The organism is Acinetobacter sp. GG23 (genome assembly GCF_057766365.1).
The window spans coordinates 109,564-130,598 of the sequence record NZ_JBYMDJ010000010.1 but is presented as its reverse complement, the minus strand read 5'-3'; the positions used below and the strand labels follow the sequence as shown (position 1 = coordinate 130,598).

16 protein-coding genes are annotated in these 21,035 nt (G+C 41.7%); 10 read left to right on the top strand and 6 right to left on the bottom strand.

What is annotated here, in order from left to right; genetic code table 11:
- Positions 1 to 1,465: 1,465 nt before the first annotated feature.
- Positions 1,466 to 2,827, top strand: a complete 1,362-nt coding sequence (locus tag AC3CAU_RS15095) for an MFS transporter (protein ID WP_447053827.1) — start codon at positions 1,466 to 1,468, stop codon at positions 2,825 to 2,827.
- 297 nt (positions 2,828 to 3,124) lie between these two features.
- Here the strand turns inward: AC3CAU_RS15095 and AC3CAU_RS15090 are convergent, their stop codons facing one another.
- On the bottom strand, positions 3,125 to 3,817 hold the full coding sequence (locus AC3CAU_RS15090) for a TIGR04219 family outer membrane beta-barrel protein (protein WP_424620025.1): 693 nt from the start codon (positions 3,815 to 3,817) through the stop codon (positions 3,125 to 3,127).
- 146 nt (positions 3,818 to 3,963) lie between these two features.
- Between AC3CAU_RS15090 and AC3CAU_RS15085 the strand changes: the two genes are divergently transcribed.
- The 4 genes from AC3CAU_RS15085 to zupT all read left to right on the top strand — a co-directional run bounded on the left by AC3CAU_RS15085 (position 3,964) and on the right by zupT (position 8,361).
- On the top strand, positions 3,964 to 5,409 hold the full coding sequence (locus AC3CAU_RS15085; protein WP_447053828.1) for an aldehyde dehydrogenase family protein: 1,446 nt from the start codon (positions 3,964 to 3,966) through the stop codon (positions 5,407 to 5,409).
- A 413-nt stretch (positions 5,410 to 5,822) separates the two neighbouring features.
- Complete coding sequence (locus AC3CAU_RS15080; RefSeq protein WP_131217931.1) at positions 5,823 to 7,301, top strand: sodium-dependent transporter; 1,479 nt, start codon at positions 5,823 to 5,825, stop codon at positions 7,299 to 7,301.
- 10 nt (positions 7,302 to 7,311) lie between these two features.
- Positions 7,312 to 7,455 carry a methionine/alanine import family NSS transporter small subunit gene (locus AC3CAU_RS15075; protein WP_131217930.1) on the top strand — a complete coding sequence of 48 codons (144 nt, stop codon included), beginning with the start codon at positions 7,312 to 7,314 and terminating at the stop codon, positions 7,453 to 7,455.
- A gap of 96 nt (positions 7,456 to 7,551) precedes the next feature.
- Complete coding sequence (zupT, locus tag AC3CAU_RS15070; RefSeq protein ID WP_447053829.1) at positions 7,552 to 8,361, top strand: zinc transporter ZupT; 810 nt, start codon at positions 7,552 to 7,554, stop codon at positions 8,359 to 8,361.
- 67 nt (positions 8,362 to 8,428) lie between these two features.
- Here the strand turns inward: zupT and rsmB are convergent, their stop codons facing one another.
- Both rsmB and fmt read right to left on the bottom strand, forming a co-directional pair.
- Positions 8,429 to 9,736 carry a 16S rRNA (cytosine(967)-C(5))-methyltransferase RsmB gene (gene rsmB, locus AC3CAU_RS15065; RefSeq protein ID WP_424620029.1) on the bottom strand — a complete coding sequence of 436 codons (1,308 nt, stop codon included), beginning with the start codon at positions 9,734 to 9,736 and terminating at the stop codon, positions 8,429 to 8,431.
- Positions 9,736 to 10,695, bottom strand: coding sequence for a methionyl-tRNA formyltransferase (gene fmt, locus AC3CAU_RS15060; RefSeq protein ID WP_447053830.1), 960 nt, complete (start codon positions 10,693 to 10,695; stop codon positions 9,736 to 9,738). Before fmt ends, rsmB begins: the two co-directional genes overlap by 1 nt.
- Positions 10,696 to 11,124: 429 nt before the next feature.
- Between fmt and ilvD (AC3CAU_RS15055) the strand changes: the two genes are divergently transcribed.
- The 4 genes from ilvD (AC3CAU_RS15055) (at position 11,125) to AC3CAU_RS15040 (ending at position 16,651) form a co-directional block, all read left to right on the top strand.
- On the top strand, positions 11,125 to 12,954 hold the full coding sequence (gene ilvD / locus AC3CAU_RS15055; protein ID WP_131217926.1) for a dihydroxy-acid dehydratase: 1,830 nt from the start codon (positions 11,125 to 11,127) through the stop codon (positions 12,952 to 12,954).
- Positions 12,955 to 13,317: 363 nt separating this feature from the next.
- Complete coding sequence (gene ilvD, locus AC3CAU_RS15050) at positions 13,318 to 15,003, top strand: dihydroxy-acid dehydratase (RefSeq protein WP_447053831.1); 1,686 nt, start codon at positions 13,318 to 13,320, stop codon at positions 15,001 to 15,003.
- A 69-nt stretch (positions 15,004 to 15,072) separates the two neighbouring features.
- The gene (locus AC3CAU_RS15045; RefSeq protein WP_447053832.1) at positions 15,073 to 16,383 is read left to right on the top strand and encodes a hypothetical protein; all 1,311 of its coding nucleotides are present in this window, start codon (positions 15,073 to 15,075) and stop codon (positions 16,381 to 16,383) included.
- On the top strand, positions 16,364 to 16,651 hold the full coding sequence (locus tag AC3CAU_RS15040; protein ID WP_424620039.1) for a chorismate mutase: 288 nt from the start codon (positions 16,364 to 16,366) through the stop codon (positions 16,649 to 16,651). The genes AC3CAU_RS15045 and AC3CAU_RS15040 overlap by 20 nt, the downstream gene beginning before the upstream one ends.
- 78 nt (positions 16,652 to 16,729) lie before the next feature.
- Here AC3CAU_RS15040 and AC3CAU_RS15035 read toward each other — a convergent pair whose 3' ends face one another.
- The gene (locus AC3CAU_RS15035) at positions 16,730 to 17,221 is read right to left on the bottom strand and encodes a hypothetical protein (RefSeq protein WP_447053833.1); all 492 of its coding nucleotides are present in this window, start codon (positions 17,219 to 17,221) and stop codon (positions 16,730 to 16,732) included.
- Between the two features lie 500 nt (positions 17,222 to 17,721).
- On the opposite strand from AC3CAU_RS15035, the gene AC3CAU_RS15030 reads away from it, so the two are divergent.
- Positions 17,722 to 18,459, top strand: a complete 738-nt coding sequence (locus AC3CAU_RS15030; RefSeq protein WP_447053834.1) for a sulfite exporter TauE/SafE family protein — start codon at positions 17,722 to 17,724, stop codon at positions 18,457 to 18,459.
- A gap of 35 nt (positions 18,460 to 18,494) precedes the next feature.
- Here AC3CAU_RS15030 and AC3CAU_RS15025 read toward each other — a convergent pair whose 3' ends face one another.
- Both AC3CAU_RS15025 and AC3CAU_RS15020 read right to left on the bottom strand, forming a co-directional pair.
- Complete coding sequence (locus AC3CAU_RS15025) at positions 18,495 to 19,397, bottom strand: LysR family transcriptional regulator (RefSeq protein WP_447053835.1); 903 nt, start codon at positions 19,395 to 19,397, stop codon at positions 18,495 to 18,497.
- Between the two features lie 103 nt (positions 19,398 to 19,500).
- Positions 19,501 to 20,802 (bottom strand): solute carrier family 23 protein, encoded by a 1,302-nt coding sequence (locus AC3CAU_RS15020; RefSeq protein WP_447053836.1) that lies wholly within the window; start codon positions 20,800 to 20,802, stop codon positions 19,501 to 19,503.
- Positions 20,803 to 21,035: the final 233 nt, after the last annotated feature.

Here is a 21,035-nt window from a genome sequence, read left to right as displayed (position 1 = left end):
GGTTACCCATGTGAGAGTAAGTCATCGCCAGCTCATTATTCCTAAAAGCCCCGCTCAATAGCGGGGCTTTTTTTATGCCTCAAAAATAATAACGAATATATAGTTGTGTCATCATATTTATAATAAAAATAATTGCTTATGCTTACTATACTAGTCTTTATCGATTACTTAGTATCTAGCTTCACAATTTTTGTGGACTAGTCATTGTGACTATTTAAAGGATTTTCAGGAATATCGTGAGACAAATAGATTTCTTAGCTTTACAAACTACAGAGATATTTATGGATGATTATTTGGCTCCTTTTGCCTGGTAATACGAGATGCTGTTAAAATAGCGAATATGGATAAGAAATTTATCGAGTTTTTTAAAATTTGAAGCGTGTAAGTTCCATATAGCTCCCTATATTGAGCTACCTTTAATTAAAGAAAAAAGAAATATAATTGAGGCAATAATAGTAGGTTCTAATCCAAAAATTGTTAGATGCCTGGCTTCAGTTTAAAACTCTTATTAAATTACCAAATGAGGCGTATAAAAATTTCACAGTTTAAGATACCTTTTAATAATTGGTAATTTAATTTGTGAAAGTTAGAAAATTTCTATGAAACTGAAATCATTTTCCCTATTCCCTGAGGATGATAAATAACTTTATCCTCCTGAACTTGGGTATTGGGCATCACTGGATGATATTGAACAGGTGAGTGAAATCTTAAAGCAGGGCATTGATCCTCATTCTACCTATGATGAGAGCTATAGCGATTTACATCCCGCGGCTAAAAATGCTCATTTGTACGTAATTAAATTACTTATCAGTTAAGGTCCAATTACCATCATCCTAGTACATACACTGCCTTAAAACACGCAGAAATGACAGGTAATCAAGAGATTATGGTTTATATAAAAAGCTTAGAAAGCCTGCATTAATACACTAAAAATTGAAGCCCTACATTATTAGGGTTTTTTACATATAAGTTGCTTCAGTATAGCTTCTATTATAACTACTCCTCTCGCTGCTAAAATTTCCTACTCTTTTGAGTCTGATAAATATTCTGTTTTCTTATGAACTTAAACATGAAATTTATCTGTATGGTTCTCTAGTGCCATATAAGTATTCTTTAATTCCAGTCCACATTTAAGGATTTATTCCAAAGTATACCTACTTATCCTTTTAAGGTTTTTAGCCGACAAACTCTGACAATTTTTCAATCAAATCATCTTTAGTCGAGTGAAAAATATTAATTTTTTAACATATTGTTTTTATTATTAAAAATAAGTGTGAACTATAGTTCACAGTAAAATATGTAACAAAAATAATTATTTATAACTTATTTTATCCTGACATTTTATTCCAAAAAAGATTTTATATACTTTCAAGGTATAGGTTTATGCCTTTCAAGTTGTGGACAAAATTCCGCCAGAAACCCATTGTAGATTGAAATTTAAGTCTCACATTGGAGGTGAGTACTCATGACAGCGACAACAATTAATGTAAATGCTGTAGTGGATCAAGCTAAGTTTAAGTCGTTTCATTTGAGACTTGTGCTCTGGTGCCTATTTATTGTCTTATTTGATGGCTATGATTTAGCAATTAATGGAGTCGTTTTACCATTACTCATGCAAGAGTGGGGGATGAGTGCCGTGCAGGCAGGCATGTTGGCGAGTACTGCTTTGGCAGGCATGATGTTTGGTGCGATGGGCTTTGGCATGCTGGCGGATAAAATTGGCCGCAAAAAAGTGATTTTAATTTGCGTTTCATTGTTCAGTCTATTTACTTTTTTAGGCGGATTTGCCACTAATCCAACAGAATTTGGAATATTACGCTTTGTTGCAGGCTTAGGCATTGGCGGTGTATTGCCAAATTTAGTGGCCTTAACCTCAGAATATGCACCACAGCGTGTGCGCAGTACTTTAGTCACCACCATGTTTAGCGGTTATGCTGTAGGCGGGATTATGGCAGCACTATGCGGTTCATGGTTTACCGCAGATTATGGTTGGCAAATCATGTTCTATATTGCAGTTATTCCTTTATTGTTTGTTCCATTTTTTTGGAAATTCCTGCCGGAATCTTTAATATTTTTGGTTAAAGCAAACAAGCAAGATCAGGCACGTAATTTTTTACAAAAAGTTGAGCCAGCAGTACGAGTATCCGCCAATGCGCAATTGGTTTTAGCGTCGAATGATCAAAACGGAAGTACCTCAGTAAAAGAATTGTTCACAGAAAATCGTGCTGTAGGAACATTTCTGTTTTGGCTTGCATTCTTTATGTGCTTATTGATGCTTTATGCATTAGGCAGCTGGTTGCCAAAACTGATGATGGCAGCCGGTTATTCTTTAGGCAGCAGCTTAATGTTCTTACTGGCATTGAATATTGGAGCCGTGATTGGAACAATTAGTGGAGGAGTTTTAGCGGACCGTTTTGATTTTAAACCGGTACTGATCAGTATGTTAGTTGTAGGCGTACTTTCTTTAGTTGGACTCGGCTTCAATTCTCCGCAGCCTGTTATTTATTTACTGGTAAGTCTGGCTGGCGCATCTTCAATTGGCAGCAGCATTTTGCTGTACAGTTATGTAGCACAGTATTATCCGGTTGCAGTCCGTTCAACCGGTATTGGCTGGGCATCGGCAGTGGGTCGTACCGGAGCGATTGTGGGTCCAATCGTGATCGGCATGCTTTTGGGTATGGAACTGCCACATAAATGGAATTTTATCGCTGTGGCTATTCCTGGAATAATCGGTGCTATGGCCATATTTTTTATCCGTCCAGCAAAAACGGCCGAAATTAAAGCTGAACCAACAGTGGCGGTATCTGCACAACCTATCCGTTCTTAAATCAGTCCATCTAAACTAGATAGAGTTTTATAAAACTTAAGCCTCCTTCGGGAGGCTTTTCTGTATGGATGAATTGAGGGCATGAAAAAAGCCCCATCATCCTGATAGGGCTTTTTCGTATTGGTTACTTAGGTAGAACTCCTGTCGTACCTCACATCCTGATGCTCAAACTTATTATTGTTGTTTTTAGTTTTGGAAACGTCCTGTTTCCTGCTGAGTTAAATATAGGGTGAATCAAATGGCTTGAACAGCTGGCATTTTCTGCAGTTGATGTAAGCTAAAGCGTACAACAGTGTTTTAGAAATGTGCTTCTAGACCAATATAAGGTCCTTTGAATTTTAATTTGGCTTCCTGGTCTGAGCCTTCTTCAAGCTGGATATCCAAAATACGATAACCGGCTTTAGCGCCCACATCGACCAGCATACTCTCAACAAAGTTGTATTTTAATTCAGCTTGAACATCAGTAATTTTCTCATCATCCAATGCTGCAAAACTGGCTTCAGCTCGTGCACTGAGTCCGGTAAAAGGCAGTTTTACGCCTGCTTCTGCATAGATCATCGGTACTGTGCTACTAACTTCTTGAGTCTGGGTAACATTCTGGCGAATATCACCTTCTAGACGTTTGGCACCGAAGCCAACATCAGCCGAAACTATATTATCGAGTATTTCGTAATACAGAATAAAGTCTGAATAATCCAGATCAACCTGATGATTTTTTACCCCTGCAAAACTTTGATCGCTTTCGGCTTGTAGATGGGTATGCTTAATTTTTGCATTCGGCAAAAACGGTACAGGGTGTTCTAGGGCAACAGAAAAGGACATGCCGTGATCATCTTCAAGTTGTGGTGATGGAAGAACAGAGGCTGGATTGCTTAAATCTGCACTGTAATTCCAGTAATCAATACCGGTTTTAACGCCAATAAAATCGGCTTGTGCAGAGCTGTATGTGCCAAGTCCAAGGATGAAGCAAAATAATTTGAGTGATTGCATGGATATCCTAAAGATGTGATTTGTTATTTTTAGAAAATAATGTTGTTACTTAAATATAAGGAACTACTGCCCAACTCAGAGCATCATATAGTGAATAAAAGAAAATTGCATTGCTGTTATTTCTAGACAACTAGAGGAAATTTTATATGGTCGATAAAGCTATAAATGTGATGGATTATCCCCTGTATGTGGCAGGTAAAGCAGTTAAAACCGAGCAATGGCTTGACGTCAAAAATAAATATACACATGAGCTTTATGCACGGGTGGCTTTGGCGAATGAAAAGACCATCGAAAAAGCGATTCAATCTGCAGTAAAAGCAGAAAAAGACATGGCGGCTTTAGAGCCTTTTCAAAAACAAAAAATTTTACTGCATTGTGTAAAACGCTTTAATGAAATGCAAGCAGAGCTAACCGAAATTCTGATTGCAGAAGGCGGAAAACCACGTAAAGCAGCCGCCGCGGAAGTGGAACGTTTAATCAATACTTTTCAAATTGCAGCCGATGCGGTCACCCAACTGGATGATGGACGCATGATTCCTTTGGCAATCACAGCTGCCGCATCGGGTTATCAAGGCATGATGAAATATGCACCAATTGGTGCAGTCTCATTAATTAGTCCGTTTAATTTTCCACTGAATCTAACCGCGCATAAAATTGCCCCTGCAATTGCAGCTGGTTGCCCATTTGTGCTTAAACCGGCCAGCTTAACCCCTATTTCTGCATTGAAGATTGCTGAAGTTCTTGCCGAAACCGATTTGCCGAAAGGGGCATTTTCAATTTTACCTTGTCCGCGTGAACATGCCGATGTACTGGTCACCGATGACCGTTTCAAACTGCTCAGTTTTACCGGTTCTGATGTGGTCGGTTGGGACATGAAGGCCCGTGCAGGGCGTAAGAAAGTAATCTTGGAGCTGGGCGGTAATGCTGCAGTCATGATTGATGAGGATACTGAAATTAGTGATGCTTTGGTGGATCGTTTGATTGGCGGTGCGTATAATCAAGCGGGGCAGGTGTGCATTAGTGTGCAACGTATTGTGGTACATGCCGATATATATGCTGAACTGAAGAAAAAACTGCTGGCCAAACTGAAAAAAATCAAAGCGGCTGATCCTGAGCTGGATAGCACGTTGGTTGGTCCGATGATTAAAGAATCAGAAGCCCTCCGTCTAAAAAAATGGGTCGATAAAGCCGTGAAAAAAGGCGCAAAATTACTTACTGGCGGAGAGCTGAATGTAATGATGTTTGAACCCACTTTGTTGGAAAATGTCGATACTTCCCTAGAAGTTTATAAAGATGAAGCATTTGGACCGGTGGCGATTATTGAAAAATATAAGACTTTCGAGCAAGGTATAGACCGAATCAATAGCAGCCGTTTTGGTTTGCAAGCAGGGGTGTATACTCAGAACCTGAATAAAATGCTGTATGCCTGGGATCATTTGCATGTCGGTGGCGTGATTATTAATGATGTTCCCTCTTTCCGGGTCGATAACATGCCCTATGGTGGAGTCAAAGATTCAGGTCTGGGGCGTGAAGGTGTGGCATATGCGATTCGTGAGATGCAGGAAGAGCGTATTTTAGCGATTAAAAAATAAGAAAATTGAGGTAATCAGGGGATAGAAATACCCTGATTACTTTTAGTAAAACCCAAATGAAACATCCTTTGTTTGGAGAAAAGGAACAGATTAAGTTACACAGAGCGCCAGATCAGCTATATTTTGATCAATTAATAATTTATAGATTATAAAATTAAATAATTTCCGCAAAAACTACACAAAACCGCCAGAAAAATGGGTATTGTTCACTCATTGAAAGGCAAAAACCAGCAAAAGACTTTAAGCAAGATTTTGCGATGACGGCCTGTTTGCAACTTAGAACAGAATGCTCAAAAGGCGTAGAACTAACTTCAAACATAAAAAGATTAATTTTTTTGAATGGTACTTTTTTTGCTCGCGAGATAACCCAAAAACAAGCAGCAGCTAAAGATGCCTAAAGGTTTAGGTGTTTTATGACAGATTCTCGTGAAAACTGGACATCACGATCGGGCTTTATTATTGCAGCAGTTGGATCGGCTGTCGGTTTAGGTAATATTTGGCGCTTTCCCTACATTGCTTATGAAAATGGCGGTGGCGCATTCTTAATTCCTTATTTAATTGCCTTAATTACTGCCGGTTTACCGCTTTTATTTTTAGATTATGCAGTAGGGCATAAAAATAATAGTTCGCCTCCTAAAGCTTACCGAAAACTATTCCGTGGGGGTGAAACCCTCGGATGGTGGCAAGTGTGCGTGTGTATCATCATTGGTTTGTACTATGCCAGTGTTTTGACCTGGGCAGGCAGTTATGTCTACTTTTCTATCGGTCAAATGTGGGGCAGTGACCCAGAAGCTTTCTTCTTTAAAACCTATTTGCAGACTTCGGATGCAACCGGTTTCGACCCGCGTTTTGTCAGCCATATTTTTTGGCCATTGGCAGGAATTTGGGCGCTCACCTTAATTATTTTATATGGTGGGGTGAAAAAAGGTGTAGAGCTTTCCAACAAGATTTTCATGCCTTTATTGTTTGTTCTATTTACCCTTTTAGTGATTCAGGCACTTCGTTTACCGGGTGCGGTAGAGGGTCTAAATGCCTTCTTTACTCCAAACTGGTCTGCCATGATGGACTATAAGGTTTGGCTGGCGGCTTATGGTCATACCTTCTTCTCGCTTTCTGTAGGTTTCGGGATCATGGTGACTTATGCCTCTTATTTAAAACCGAAAACCAATTTAACCGGTTCGGGTTTAATTGTGGGCTTTGCCAATGCTTCAACTGAAATTTTAGCCGGTATTGGTATTTTTGCTGCACTTGGTTTCATGGCCTATACTGCAAATAGCAATGTGCAAGATGTAGTGAGTGGCGGGATTGGACTGGCATTTATTGCGTTTCCTAAAATCATTTCTAGCTTGGGTGCTGGCGCTGATTTATTCGGGATCTTATTCTTTACCTCACTATTTGTTGCCGGTATTTCATCGATGGTGAGTATTTTGGAAGTTCCAATTGCAGCCATGATGGACAAGCTGAAATGGAGCCGTAAAAAAGCCGTAACGATCGTGGGTGGGGGCAGTGCACTGGTTTCTATCGTTTTATTCTCCAGTGTAAATTCGATTAAACTGGTCGATATCATTGACCATTTCATTAATAACATTGGCATTATCGGCGGTGCGTTGATTTCGATTATCAGTATTGCCTGGTTCAAGCGTTCAGCTCTGGTTGAGATCCGAAATCACGTCAATGCCATTTCCACCGTGCAATTGGGCAAAGGTTGGGATTTCACTTTAACTGTGATTACCTCTTTGATTTTGCTGGTTACTTTAGGAATGACCATCTTTAACTTGTTATTAAAAGGTTATGGTGATTATAGTGTAAGTCTGCAGTGGTTATTTGGCTGGGGCAGCGTTATTTTCTGTGCAGCTATTGCCTTTATTCTGGCTCGCGTTAAAGACCGCTAGGAGAGAAAACATGAATACTTCCGCAATTGTGATGATGATTATCTCGATGGTGTTTTTATGGGGTGGATTGGCCTTATCGATTCTTCACTTGATGAAAAATCCTGAAGAGTTAGACGATGTGCTTGAAGAAGTGAAAGATCAACACACGCTCTAAGTCAAAAATAATTCAGTAAATCCTTATAAAATATGCAAATGAAAGTCATTATCATTTATGATGATGGCTTTCTTGTTTCTGAAGTGGAGCATGGCGATGCACACCATTTTGCCACATCAAGTATGGATCGCATTTGCAGTGACCTTTCTGGCAGGATTGGCCACCGTGATTGGTGGAGCACTGGTTTTATTTTTTAGGCAACCCAGCTATCGCCTGTTATCTTTCGGCCTGGCTTTTTCAGCAGGCGCTATGGTGTATGTTTCACTGACTGAAATTTTAAATAAATCGATTGCCTCATTTAGCCAAGCCTATAGTGCGGATTATGGCTTTGCTTTTGGCACCTTTGCTTTTTTATTCGGGGTGATTTTAGTGTTGTTGCTAGATCGTTTTATTCCGAATCCGCATGAAGCCATTGAACCGAAAAATGCCGCAGAGATCGAACAACGACAATTAAAGCGTACTGGTTTACTAACTTTATTTGCGATTACTGCGCATAACTTGCCAGAAGGTTTAGCGACGTTTTTTGCGACCTTGGAAAGTCCGACCCTAGGTGCACCCTTAGCGGTGGCGATTGCGATTCACAATATTCCTGAAGGTATTGCGATTGCTTTGCCGGTCTATATGGCGACTGGGCGTAGAGATTTAGCCTTAGGCGCCAGTTTTGTGTCTGCTTTAGCAGAGCCATTAGGTGCAGCATTAGGCTACTTTATTTTGGCACCCTTTATGAGCTTTACGGTTTATGGAATGGTGTTTGGAGTCATTGGCGGGGTGATGGTATTCCTCGCCCTCGATGAATTATTGCCGACGGCAAAACGTTATGCCAAAGGGCATGAAACAGTTTATGGTTTAGTCATTGGCATGGCATCATTAGCCATCAGTCTGGTGATTTTTAAATTTGTCAGTTGAAAAACATATGGTTAAAAAATCCAAATACAAAAAAGGTGGCTTAAAGCCACCTTTTTAATCGCATCAATTAAGCTATTTTCTGGATACGGCAATAGAAGAAACCATCACCATGACCCACTTGTGGCAGTAACTGACGACCGTGAATCTGTTCAATTCCCCAGTCCGCATCAATTTTTTGTTCTTGCGCATTGGCATGACTGGCGAAGAAATCCACCATTTGCTGTTCATTTTCAGCTTTTAAAATCGAGCAGGTGATGTACAGCAAGGTGCCACCGACTTTCAATTGCTGCCACATATTTTCAAGAATCTGTTTTTGCAACTCAACAGTTTTAGCAATATCACCCGACTGACGCAGTAAGCGAATGTCTGGATGGCGACGAATCACCCCAATCGCTGAACATGGCGCATCCAGTACGATGCAATCTGCAAGTTCAGGTGCAGTCCATGTCGATGCATCTGCGGTGATGATTTCAACATGTTTGCCATCGAGAATCAGGCGCTCCAGGTTTTCGGAGACACGTTTCAAGCGTTTTTCGTCTTGGTCGAGTGCAATCAGTTTTTTCGGCTGATATTTCTCTAAAAGATGCGCCGTTTTACCACCCGGTGCTGCACAGGCATCAATCACAAATTTGCCGTCCAGATTAGGCACTAAGCTTGCGCAAAGCTGAGCGTGTTCATCTTGTACCGAAAAACCGCCGGCTTCAAAACCTGGCAGACTCGGCACATGAATACTTTCATCCAGCACAATACCGACATCCGAGAGTTCACAACGATGTGCATCGATGCCTTCATCTTCGAGAATATCGAGATATTCTTCACGGCTGACCTGGCGGGTATTGACACGCAAAGTCAGTGGCGCAACCTGTTTAAGCTCGTAGCTGAGCTCTGCAAATTGCTCGCCCCAGTCTTTCTTTAAACGCTTCGCCAACCAGCTTGGTAAATTCGATGCATTTTCCAAGACATCATAGAACTGCTCAGTTTCACGCGTTGCACGGCGTAAAATGGCATTTACCACGCCACTTAAACTTTCCATGCCCAGTTGTTTGCTGGCTTCTACCGTTTCAGAAATTGCAGCATGTGCAGCCACACGGGTACACAGCAATTGATATAAACCGACATATAAACAGGTTTCAACCACTGCATTTTCAAGCGGTACAGAAAGCAGCGGTAAAGTCACCTGTTTCAGTGCGTGCCACTGGCGTAGACAGCCAAGCACCAATTCGTGATACAACGCGCGGTCTTTATCTGACACGATATTCATGTGCTGATTTAACACAGATGCCAGTGATTGACCATTTTGGACAGCCAATAACGTTTTAACAACCTGAGCACGTAAGTTTAAAGTCTTACCAGAGGCGTGAGGAGATTGTCTCATTATAAAATTTGTCCGATATTCAGTTTTTGAGTTTGTAAAATTTGTACGGCATTCAGCGGTTTGCCACCCGGCCATTGTAAAGCAGTTAGCGTGATTACAGTGTTATTTGCACAAGCAACATGGACACCGTGTTTATCAATTGCAATGATTTCGCCCACTTGAGCATTTTCTGCAGTGGCATTGGATAACTGGGAGTTCCAGACACGCAGGTTGTTTTGCTCATCGAGTACGATAAATGCCATAGGCCATGGATTAAAGGCACGAATATTACGGTCGATTTGTAGCGCATCGATTGACCAGTCAATCTGAGCTTCAGCTTTTGACAATTTGTGTGCATAAACAGTCAAAGCTTCATCTTGAACTTCACGCGTTTCTAAATAGTGCTGTAATGTTTGTTCTGATTTTAAAACAGCGGCAATGGCTGTTGCACCTTGTTCAGCTAATTTATCATGCAAAGTTGCAGAAGTATCTGTGGCTTCAATTGGGCAGATGGTTTTATACATCATGTCACCAGTATCCAGACCAGCAGCCATTTTCATAATGGTGACACCGGTTGCACGATCACCTGTGGCAATGGCACGTTGAATCGGTGCTGCACCGCGCCAGCGTGGCAATAAAGAGCCATGAATATTTAAACAGCCATATTTAGGCGTGTCTAAAACCACTTGCGGCAGGATCAAGCCATAGGCTGCAACCACCATCACATCTGCATTTAAAGCTTTCAGTTCAGCCTGTGCTGCCAGACCTTCTTCAGTCGATGATTTGAAATGTAGCGGCTGATACACCGGAATATTGTGTTCTAAAGCCAATTGTTTGACTGCCGATGCGCTGAGTTTTTGCCCGCGACCTGCTTTGCGGTCAGGTTGGGTATAAACAGCCACAATTTCATGGTCGGTTTTTAACAGCGCGTCTAAGGCGACCGCTGCAAATTCTGGGGTACCCGCAAAGATGATTTTCACACATGAAATTCCAAATAAACTTAACTTATTATAAGGCAAAACCAGAGTGAGACCTAAGATCGTGTGCATGAAGTCCCAAACTACTGAAACTCAGATCTTTATCTCGAGTTTTTACAGATATCGCTTTATTCAAACCTACTTAATAATAAAATAAAGTAATGCAAAATTAAAAAATTATTCATGAAAGTTTTGTATTTAATTCAGTGTTATGGCGTTATATTAGCTTTCAGTATCAGTTTATTTTATATGAATCGTCGAAAGATCCATAGATTTCTCTCGTAAAAGATCATGCTTACAGGACTTTGCTTAACCGCAAGCTGTAGTAAGATATGTCTATATTTCGACTGATTTAGCGTTATATATCAGTATCATTCAGCCAGAGTGAATCCTAGAATTCATTTCGAGCACAAACTTTGTTGGAAATACACAATGCCTGACTATCGTTCAAAAACATCGACACACGGAAGAAATATGGCTGGCGCACGTGGCTTATGGCGTGCAACCGGCATGAAAGATGAGGATTTTGGTAAACCGATTATTGCGGTGGTCAACTCTTTCACTCAGTTTGTACCGGGTCACGTCCATTTGAAAGACTTAGGTCAGCTTGTGGCACGTCAAATTGAAGCATCAGGCGGTGTAGCCAAAGAATTTAATACCATTGCGGTGGATGACGGGATCGCCATGGGGCATGACGGCATGCTGTATTCATTGCCTTCACGCGACCTGATTGCTGACTCGGTTGAATATATGGTCAATGCACACTGTGCCGATGCGATGGTCTGTATTTCCAACTGTGACAAAATTACCCCGGGCATGTTGATGACGGCAATGCGTCTCAATATTCCAGTGGTGTTCGTGTCGGGTGGCCCAATGGAAGCGGGTAAAGTCAAAATTCGTGGTGATGAAAAAGCCATTGATTTGGTCGATGCCATGATCGTTGCAGCAGATGATAGTTTTACCGATGAAGAAGTGGCAGCTTATGAGCGTTCAGCCTGTCCAACCTGTGGTTCATGTTCTGGCATGTTCACCGCCAACTCAATGAACTGTTTAACCGAAGCTTTAGGTTTATCTCTTCCAGGTAATGGTTCGACTTTAGCCACGCATGCCAACCGTAAAAAATTATTCGAACGTGCAGGTCAGTTGATTGTAGAACTGGCAAAACGTCATTATGAACAAGATGATTACAGTATTTTACCGCGTTCAATTGCGACCAAAGCAGCGTTTGAAAATGCCATGACTTTAGATGTTTCAATGGGCGGTTCAACCAATACTGTACTGCATTTATTGGCCGCGGCACATGAAGCTGAAGTCGATTTCACCATGACTGACATTGATCGTCTTTCTCGTAAAGTTCCAGTGTTATGTAAAGTGGCACCGGCAAAACAAGATGTACATATGGAAGACGTACACCGTGCAGGCGGGATTATGTCAATCCTGGGTGAACTGGATCGTGCAGGCTTATTGGATACTTCAGTACCGACTGTACATGAAAAAACCTTAAAAGATGCCTTGGATAAATGGGACATCATGCGTACTGAAAATGCTGATGTATACGAGTTTTTCCGCTCAGCACCAGGCGGTGTACCGACTCAAACTGCTTTCTCGCAAAACCGTTATTACCAAACTTTAGACGGTAACCGTGAATCTGGGGTGATCCGAAATGCAGCCAATGCCTTCTCGCAAGATGGTGGTTTGGCTGTACTTTACGGCAACATTGCACTGGATGGCTGTATTGTAAAAACTGCTGGTGTAGATGAATCTATTTTGAAATTCAACGGCACAGCACGTGTCTTTGAAAGTCAGGATGCGGCGGTTGATGCGGTATTAGGCGGTGTAGTGAAAGCTGGCGATGTAGTGGTAATTCGCTATGAAGGTCCACGCGGTGGGCCGGGTATGCAGGAAATGTTATATCCAACCAGTTACTTAAAGTCGAAAGGTTTAGGTAAAGAATGTGCCCTATTAACAGATGGCCGTTTCTCGGGCGGTTCATCAGGTTTGTCCATTGGTCACGTGTCGCCAGAAGCTGCTGAAGGCGGTGCAATTGGTCTGGTTGAAGATGGCGATCGTATCGAAATTGATATTCCAAACCGTACCATTCATCTGGCCGTAGACGATGCAACCATGGCCGCGCGTCGTGAAGCGCAAGAAGCCAAAGGCTGGCAGCCTGCGGAACCGCGTCCGCGTAAAGTGTCTAAGGCACTCAAAGCTTATGCAATGCATACCACCAGTGCCTCGAAAGGTGCGGTACGTGAAATCTAAGTTGTAGTTTTTACAGATTAAAAAGCACTCCAGATGGGGTGCTTTTTTTATGCAACATCATTTGGACATTTACCGTTATTCGTTTCCTGGAATGCGACAGGAGGTCGAATGTTTACCCGTATGACAGGGATGTCATATCGGGGAAACAAAGGGGTTTTGTTTACTTTTGCCCAGCCAAAAGTAAAGGAAAGCCTACCTATTAATCATATCGTTCTAGACATAAAGTGTAGCTGTATGGAAAAAATCATAGAGCTTGATCCTCAATCATATGCTTTTACATATCGAATGCGTTCTATACAATGATCTTAAAATAAATTGCTACAGATCGAAGCTTAAAATCGGTCATCGCCAAGGAATAAAATAATGAGTAAAGACAATATCCGCGAGCATTCCGCACCAGTTTACGAAGGAATTGAAAATGCACCGGCACGTTCCATGATGCGTGCCACAGGGTTTAAAGATGAAGACTTTACCCGTCCATTTATTGGGATTGCTTCGACCTGGGCCAATGTCACGCCATGTAATATGCATATTGATGGTTTGGCACGTGAAGTGGAAAAAGGCGTCAATGCTGCTAATGGTAAAGGAATTATCTTCAATACCATTACCATTTCTGATGGGATATCCAATGGTACCGAAGGCATGAAATACTCCTTGGTGTCGCGTGAAATTATTGCAGATTCGATTGAAGCGGTGGTGGGTTGTCAGGCTTATGATGGCGTGATTGCCATTGGGGGCTGCGACAAAAATATGCCGGGTTGTATTATGGGACTGGCACGTTTAAATCGTCCGGGCCTGTTTATTTATGGCGGAACGATTAAACCTGGAGCCGGCCATACTGACATGATCTCGGTATTTGAAGCGGTAGGCCAGCACGCCAAAGGCGAGATTAACGAAATTCAGGTTAAGCAAATTGAAGAAGTAGCATTGCCAGGTCCAGGTTCTTGTGGGGGTATGTACACCGCAAACTCGATGGCTTCTGCGATTGAAGCACTCGGTATGAGCTTGCCCGGTTCATCGGCTCAAGAAGCGGTTTCAGAAGAGAAGTTGCTCGATTGTAACCGTGCCGGCGAAGCGGTAATGAACTTGCTGCGTTTAGACATTAAACCCCGTGATATTATGACCAAAGCGGCATTTGAAAACTCGATTAAAGTGCTGATTGCACTGGGTGGTTCAACCAATGGTGTGCTGCATCTGCTTGCGATGGCCCATACCGCAGGTGTTGAACTGTCACTAGATGATTTTGTGCGTATTGGTCAGGACATTCCTGTGGTGGCAGATGTGCGTCCATCTGGTAAATATTTGATGTCTGAGCTGATTGCGATTGGCGGAATCCAGCCGTTAATGAAACGTATGTTAAATGCAGGCATGCTGGATGGTTCCTGCTTAACCGTCACCGGTAAAACATTGGCTGAAAATCTGGCAGATGTTGAAGACTATCCTGAAGGGCAGCAAATTATTCTGCCATTTGATGCACCGATCAAGAAAGACTCGCATCTGGTGGTATTAAAAGGCAACTTGTCACCGACTGGAGCTGTGGCGAAAATTACCGGCAAAGAAGGGCTGTATTTCCAAGGTCCGGCACGCGTGTTTGAAGGTGAAATCGGTGCGATGCGCGGTATTCTGGATGGTGAAGTGCAAGAAGGTGAAGTGGTCGTCATCCGGGGCGAAGGACCGAAAGGTGGTCCGGGAATGCCAGAAATGTTGAAACCGACTTCTGCAATTATTGGTAAAGGTTTGGGTAAATCTGTTGCACTGCTTACGGATGGCCGTTTTTCTGGGGGAAGTCATGGTTTTGTCATTGGTCATGTGACCCCTGAAGCCTATGAAGGCGGTCCGATCGGCTTGGTTAAAAATGGCGATAAAATTTCCATTAATGCTGAAACCCGAGAAATGACCTTGCATATTTCCGATGAAGAAATGGCAGTACGTAAAGCCGCTTGGGTGAAGCCAAAACCCAATTACACTTATGGGGCTTTGGCGAAGTTTGCCAAATTGACCACGGGGGCTGAAAAAGGGGCAGTAACGGATCTAAATTTAGATGTATAATTGATCATTCCCTAACAAATTGTTATAAACCCTTGTAGCACTACAAGGGTTTTTTTCGAGGTTTATCTCATGTCACTGTTGCGCCGTTGGTTTGATCCACTTCGATCGCGTTGGTTTTACCAAAAGCCGACTCGTAAAGTGGTGTTATCTACGGAACAGGGTTTAAGTATCCATTTACGTCTGGATGATGTGTACAGTTATTTGGCTGTACAGCAGTTACCTGAACTTGAAGAAATTTTGACTGATGAACTGAAACCTTTAAAAGTGATTATTTCCAGTCGAACGGTGGAACCCCCCAATCGTATGTCTGCAATTGAGTGGCAAAATTACTGCTTAAACGATGCCAAAATTCTATCTAAACAGCACCGCTTTAGTTTCCATGAAACTCCAGAACAACCGCCCCTCAATGCCATAAAACAAGCAGAAACCATCCTTCGCAATACCCCATTACGCGGTCAAGATTTTCTCTATTTACTCGAAGATGTATTCCACATGCTGTGGCAAAAACAGTATGGAAAATTACGTACCTTACATGCCATGGCCAGCCGACATCATAGTGCTCAAGCGTTTCCAGAACGTATTTTTAATGATGATGAAGTCCTCGCCAGTTATTTTGAATTTGGTCAGCGCAAATACCATGCGGTCGATGATTTACTTCGGCTGATGCGTCGTTTAAAACAACAAAAACTGCTGACCGGAAACCCAATCTTCCTGATTAATCATATTGATTGGCGCGAACATTTGATTAGTGATGCAGAGGAACTGAATGAAATTCAGGCACTAGATCCAGAACTGGATTTGTATATTGCACTTGAAGACCCGATCTCGTGGTTATTATTGGCTTATATTAAAGAAGAACTGGCGAATTATTATAATATTCAGCTCAATGTCTATCCGCTTTCTTATCGTGGACGCGATCTATTTGACTGGAGTTTGGCGACTCGTCTTTCAAAACGTACAGACGTGAAATTTACTCCATTTTGCCGTCCCACACAATCTGCCACTGTTGAGATGGCGCAACTGTTTTACAGTGTGCCTGAAGAGCAGCGTGTTGATGCGATGTATAGCATTTTGCAGGCGGTATGGACCAAAGGCAAAGACCTGTCATTTAAATCACATTTCGATCAGATGCAGCGTGATTTAGAAATCAATGAATTAACCCAAGAAGATATTACTGCCAAATTAAAAGAAAATGACATACTCTGTGAAATGAAATCACAGCCTGATTTTCCTGTGCTTGAACTCCGCATTGACGGTCAAAGTTATGTGTTTAATAGCCTGTACCGTGTCTGGATGATTGAAAGCATTTTTTCTAATGTTTTAGAAGACCAATATAAAAGTGAAAATGATGATAGAAAAGATGAAGAAAGAAAAATGTGAGTCTTTAGAACAAGTCCGTGAAAAGATTGATGCCATTGATACCGCATTAATTGAAATGATTGCGACGCGTCAATTTTATGTCGATCAATCGGTACGCTTTAAACGTACGGTGCAGGATGTACAGTCACCGGAACGGGTCGAGCAAGTGATTAGCAAAGTGCGTACCCAGGCGATTGAATTGGGAACCGATCCGGATTTGGTTGAACACCTGTATAGAGAAATGATTCAACGCTTTATTCAACGAGAACTGAAAGAGATTAGACCCTAATTCGATTTCGGCTCATGCCCAGCATGCCATAAAAAAGACACCTATTAAGGTGTCTATTCGAATTGTACGATTAATCTATTACACAAGTCGGTAATAGGTATAAGTCACTTTATCATTCTTATAAACCGCATGGCTGTTTTGGCGGAAATCAGAAATCCATTGGCGGCCGGTATAGGCGGCAATATGACCATACACATGTTTTTGGGTTCGATCGATAATATAGATATCTCCTTCCCGCGGTTGATCAAATGAAGGTTTGATCTGCTTGTAGCCAATGGTCTGGAGCGTACGGCCCCAATCTGCAGCTGCTACAGGATGGTTTAAAATTCTGGCACCTGCTGACTGTAGTGCAATACGAATGCTTCGGGCACATTTTGCAGTACTGGTGGCTGAGGAAATACTATGTAACTTCTGTGTGAATTTACGTACATCAAGATAGGGGATACCTTTATTCTTCTGTGGATTCTTGGTTCTTAAACCCGCTTGATTATCTTGATATTTCTGGGAGATTACTGCAGTGTTCTGGTTTGCAGCATTAATCATATTGCTATGATGTGCATCATAAATCATTCTTAAATCTCTACCTTATCTTCAATCGCTTTTAGAAAAAAATAGACAGTATTTTTCAGAACTGAAATACCAATATTTTTTCCTTAAACTCATTTAAACGATATGTTATTACATTGCGTACATTTATCAGAAGCGCGTACTTTAAAGAATTTTCGATCAAAAATCCACCCGTTGTAGAAGTCAACAAAGTAGATAAGGTGCTATAGAAGCCCTAAATTGGAGATATATAAGTAGGAAAAAAACAAGGGATAATCTATAAATCAGATATTTAAGTACAGCTTAAAAATAAATAATGAGTTGTTAAAATTTTTATGTAATTACGTAATTTATTGATTGATATTTAATCTAATATTAACATTTTGTCATATTTAAGATGAAAAATTCGACTAAATCGACGGTTAAATTGCCTCAATTTTTTATTGAGGCTACCTTCAAAAAACAATGATTTTCAATTTTTACTATTCCTCTAGCATAGTGCTACGATTTGAAGAGTACGCAGCATGCTTGGTTTTGTCATTGCAGTATTTGCCATTGCCGGCATGATTAAAGGCACCATTGGTTTGGGTTTACCTGCGGTTTCCATGGGCTTGCTGACCATTTTTATCACTCCGTTTCAAGCTGCAACTTTGCTTATTGTGCCTTCTATGGTGACCAACTTTTGGCAACTGTTTGCAGAAGGTCATGTGCTCAAATTGGTTCGCCGTTTTTGGCCCTTATTGCTGGGTATTATTGTCGGTTCGATCTGGAGCATTTTCCCCACCCTCGGACATAGCGAATTTCAAAGTGAAGCTTTACTCGGTGGAATGCTGGCATTATATGGCTTGTACGGTCTATTTTCGAAAAATATACCGAATTTTGCACCCCATGAAAAATGGTTATCTCCCATTATCGGCTATCTGGGGGGGGCGTTGACGGTGGCAACTGGCGTGGTGGTGATTCCAGTTGTTCCTTACTTGCAGTCACTGCATTTAAAACGTGATGAGCTGGTGCAGGCCCTAGGTTTGGCATTTACCATTTCTACCATTTGTCTGGCTGTATTTCTGTATCAGAATCCAGCCGAGGACATTCCCATCGACTATAAAATGTCATTGATTGCATTATTGCCTGCTTTAGTTGGAATGTGGCTAGGCACAAAAATCCGCTATCGTATTCCGGAACAAAAATTCCGTAAAGTGTTCTTCTGTGGTCTGGTAGTTTTTGGGGGCTATATGGTGCTGCATCAGTTTGGAATTATCTGAAAACAGGTTTGCAGTGCTCTATGTCATTGCGGAAATTAAATCAGTAATTTGGATTTTTGTGAGAGTAAAAACTGACTAAAATGTTGATAGAACACTGGCAATTCATCAAATTTTTTTGCTGCCAAGAGTAGTTTGCGATTGGCCCAGTCTCCAGTCAGTTCAATGTGATGAAAAGAATAAACCGTCTTTAAACGACTGGCAGCGCGTTTCGGCATAATTGCAATACCGACTCCATTGGCAACCACTTGTGCAATTGCTGCAAAATTGGGTAAACGTAAACGGTACTGAATTGCGCATCCGAGTAATTTAGCCTGTGTTTCAATGGATTGTTGCAGGGAATGATATTGCATTAAACCGACAAAGGGATAATGCAGCACATCGACTAATTGCAGTGCCGATTGATCTTTTAGTTCATGATTTAGGGGGCAAATCAGGACTAAAGGATCATCGATAAATTCCAGCGTTTGTAAATGACCAGAATTAAAAAAACTCGAAATTAAGCCCAATTGTGCCGTGCCTTTTTCCAGTGCTTGAATAATATCATTGGTTTCTGCTTCTTTTAAATCGATCTGAATATTGGGATTTTCGACCAGATATTGCGGAAGAAGCAGGGGCAGATATTCACTTTGTGCAGAAGAATTACACCATAAGGTCATTTGCGAATTTAAGCCTTCAGCAAAAGCGGCCATGGCCTGTTCAAGGTGTCTGCTTTGTTGCATCAGTAACTGTGCCTGCTCCACAAACGTTTGCCCAGCGATGGTCAATTTGACCCCGGATGCATGACGGGTAAATAAATGCACTGCGAACTGTTGTTCAAGTTTTTTAATCCGCTCACTGGCGGCTTGTAAGGAAATTGAAGAGCGCTCAGCACCTTTGGTTAAACTGCCAGTATCTACAATATTTAAAAACAGCTGTAGATCAAAAAAGTCCAGTCGCATGTGCTGTGTCATTGAAGTGAAAGTCAGCTCATCATACTAAAATTTTGTTGGCTTCAGATATAAAAAAGCAGCCTTTCGGCTGCCTGAAAATATGTATTTATATTTATGATTTATCGCCTAAGCTAAAGAACCAGTTGAGTATCAAGGCTGCAAATGTAGCCGTACCAATACCCCCTAAGTTAAAATTACCAAATTGCAGTGCAAAGTCACCGGTTCCTAAAATAATGGTTACTGCAGCCACCATCAGGTTTTTGTTTTTAGAGAAATCGACCTTATTTTCAATCCAGATTTTTGCCCCGGCAATGGTGATTAAACCGAATACCACAATCGAGGCACCGGTTAAAATTGCAGTCGGAATGGTATGAATAATCGCACCAAACTTAGGAGATAAACCTAAGAACACTGCAAATACACCGGCAAATACAAAAATGATAGTGGAATAGACCCGGGTTACCGCCATCACCCCAATGTTTTCGCCATAGGTCGTCATGCCCGGGCCACCGACACCACCGGATAATGTGGTGGCAATACCATCAGCCACGAAAGCTTTACCAATGTGCGGATCCAGGTTTTCACCGGTCATAGCACCCACAGCTTTAATATGCCCCAGGTTTTCTGCCACTAAAATTAATGCAATCGGGGCAATAATCAGCATGGCATTAATATCAAATACAGGCGAATGGAAGGTTGGGAGACCAAACCATGCAGCTTGCTGAATTGGTGTAAAGTTAATGGGTGTACCGTAGCCCATCACATTGGAAACAATATAATAAGTCAGATAAGCAAGCAGCAACCCAATCAGTAACAACAGACGTTGCAATAGACCTTTGGTGAATACGGCAATCGAGCCCATGCACAGCACGGTCACCAGTGACATCCACATGTTAAAGTTATTGCCTGCCACACCTTTCACCGTAACGGGTGCAAGGTTTAAACCAATAATCATGACCACAGCACCGGTGACGACTGGAGGCATCAGTTTTTCAATCCAGTTGGTGCCGGTTGCCATGACAATAAAACCAAATATGGCATATAACACGCCACAGGCCATGATGCCGCCAGCAGCCACAGCTAAATTGGCATTGGGTGCGCCTGTACCAGACGCGGCATAGCCGGTAGCCGCAATTACTACACCAATAAAAGCAAAACTCGAACCTAAATAACTCGGTACACGGCCACCGGTGATAAGAAAAAATAGAATGGTACAAATACCGGACATTAAAATGGCCAGGTTCGGATCAAAACCCATCAAAAAAGGTGCAAGAACGGTTGCGCCAAACATGGCAAAAGCATGTTGCACCCCCAAGACTACGCTTTGAGCAGGGGGAAGATACTCATTGGTACCGACTGGACGTGCATCGATTTGACCTGAATAAGGACGCCATTTGGGAAACCAGCTGGACATAAAATGAGCACTCAAAAGATAAATTGTGCACATCATACTCTTGTTTTTTAGAAGATTTAATCGTTTTGATAATATATTTGTTCAAATTAGTCTACTGAGTTTTCTAGTTTTTTTTACCGTATGGTAAAAGTTTTAGTATTGGAAAATTAGCATTAAATCAGCGAATTGATGCATGAATGCTGACAGCCTATTATTTATAACCATACTTATTCCACTGATAAACCATATGGTAT

Excerpts from the sequence above, each read along its gene's own strand:
- AC3CAU_RS15025 (WP_447053835.1), bottom strand. The coding sequence starts at position 19,397 with ATGCGACTGGACTTTTTTGATCTACAGCTGTTTTTAAATATTGTAGAT.
- AC3CAU_RS15045 (WP_447053832.1), top strand. The coding sequence starts at position 15,073 with ATGTCACTGTTGCGCCGTTGGTTTGATCCACTTCGATCGCGTTGGTTT.
- AC3CAU_RS15085 (WP_447053828.1), top strand. The coding sequence starts at position 3,964 with ATGGTCGATAAAGCTATAAATGTGATGGATTATCCCCTGTATGTGGCA.
- ilvD (WP_447053831.1), top strand. The coding sequence starts at position 13,318 with ATGAGTAAAGACAATATCCGCGAGCATTCCGCACCAGTTTACGAAGGA.
- AC3CAU_RS15030 (WP_447053834.1), top strand. The coding sequence starts at position 17,722 with ATGCTTGGTTTTGTCATTGCAGTATTTGCCATTGCCGGCATGATTAAA.
- rsmB (WP_424620029.1), bottom strand. The coding sequence starts at position 9,736 with ATGAGACAATCTCCTCACGCCTCTGGTAAGACTTTAAACTTACGTGCT.
- AC3CAU_RS15020 (WP_447053836.1), bottom strand. The coding sequence starts at position 20,802 with ATGTCCAGCTGGTTTCCCAAATGGCGTCCTTATTCAGGTCAAATCGAT.
- ilvD (WP_131217926.1), top strand. The coding sequence starts at position 11,125 with ATGCCTGACTATCGTTCAAAAACATCGACACACGGAAGAAATATGGCT.
- zupT (WP_447053829.1), top strand. The coding sequence starts at position 7,552 with ATGCACACCATTTTGCCACATCAAGTATGGATCGCATTTGCAGTGACC.
- AC3CAU_RS15090 (WP_424620025.1), bottom strand. The coding sequence starts at position 3,817 with ATGCAATCACTCAAATTATTTTGCTTCATCCTTGGACTTGGCACATAC.
- AC3CAU_RS15075 (WP_131217930.1), top strand. The coding sequence starts at position 7,312 with ATGAATACTTCCGCAATTGTGATGATGATTATCTCGATGGTGTTTTTA.
- AC3CAU_RS15095 (WP_447053827.1), top strand. The coding sequence starts at position 1,466 with ATGACAGCGACAACAATTAATGTAAATGCTGTAGTGGATCAAGCTAAG.
- AC3CAU_RS15035 (WP_447053833.1), bottom strand. The coding sequence starts at position 17,221 with ATGATTTATGATGCACATCATAGCAATATGATTAATGCTGCAAACCAG.
- AC3CAU_RS15080 (WP_131217931.1), top strand. The coding sequence starts at position 5,823 with ATGACAGATTCTCGTGAAAACTGGACATCACGATCGGGCTTTATTATT.
- AC3CAU_RS15040 (WP_424620039.1), top strand. The coding sequence starts at position 16,364 with ATGAAGAAAGAAAAATGTGAGTCTTTAGAACAAGTCCGTGAAAAGATT.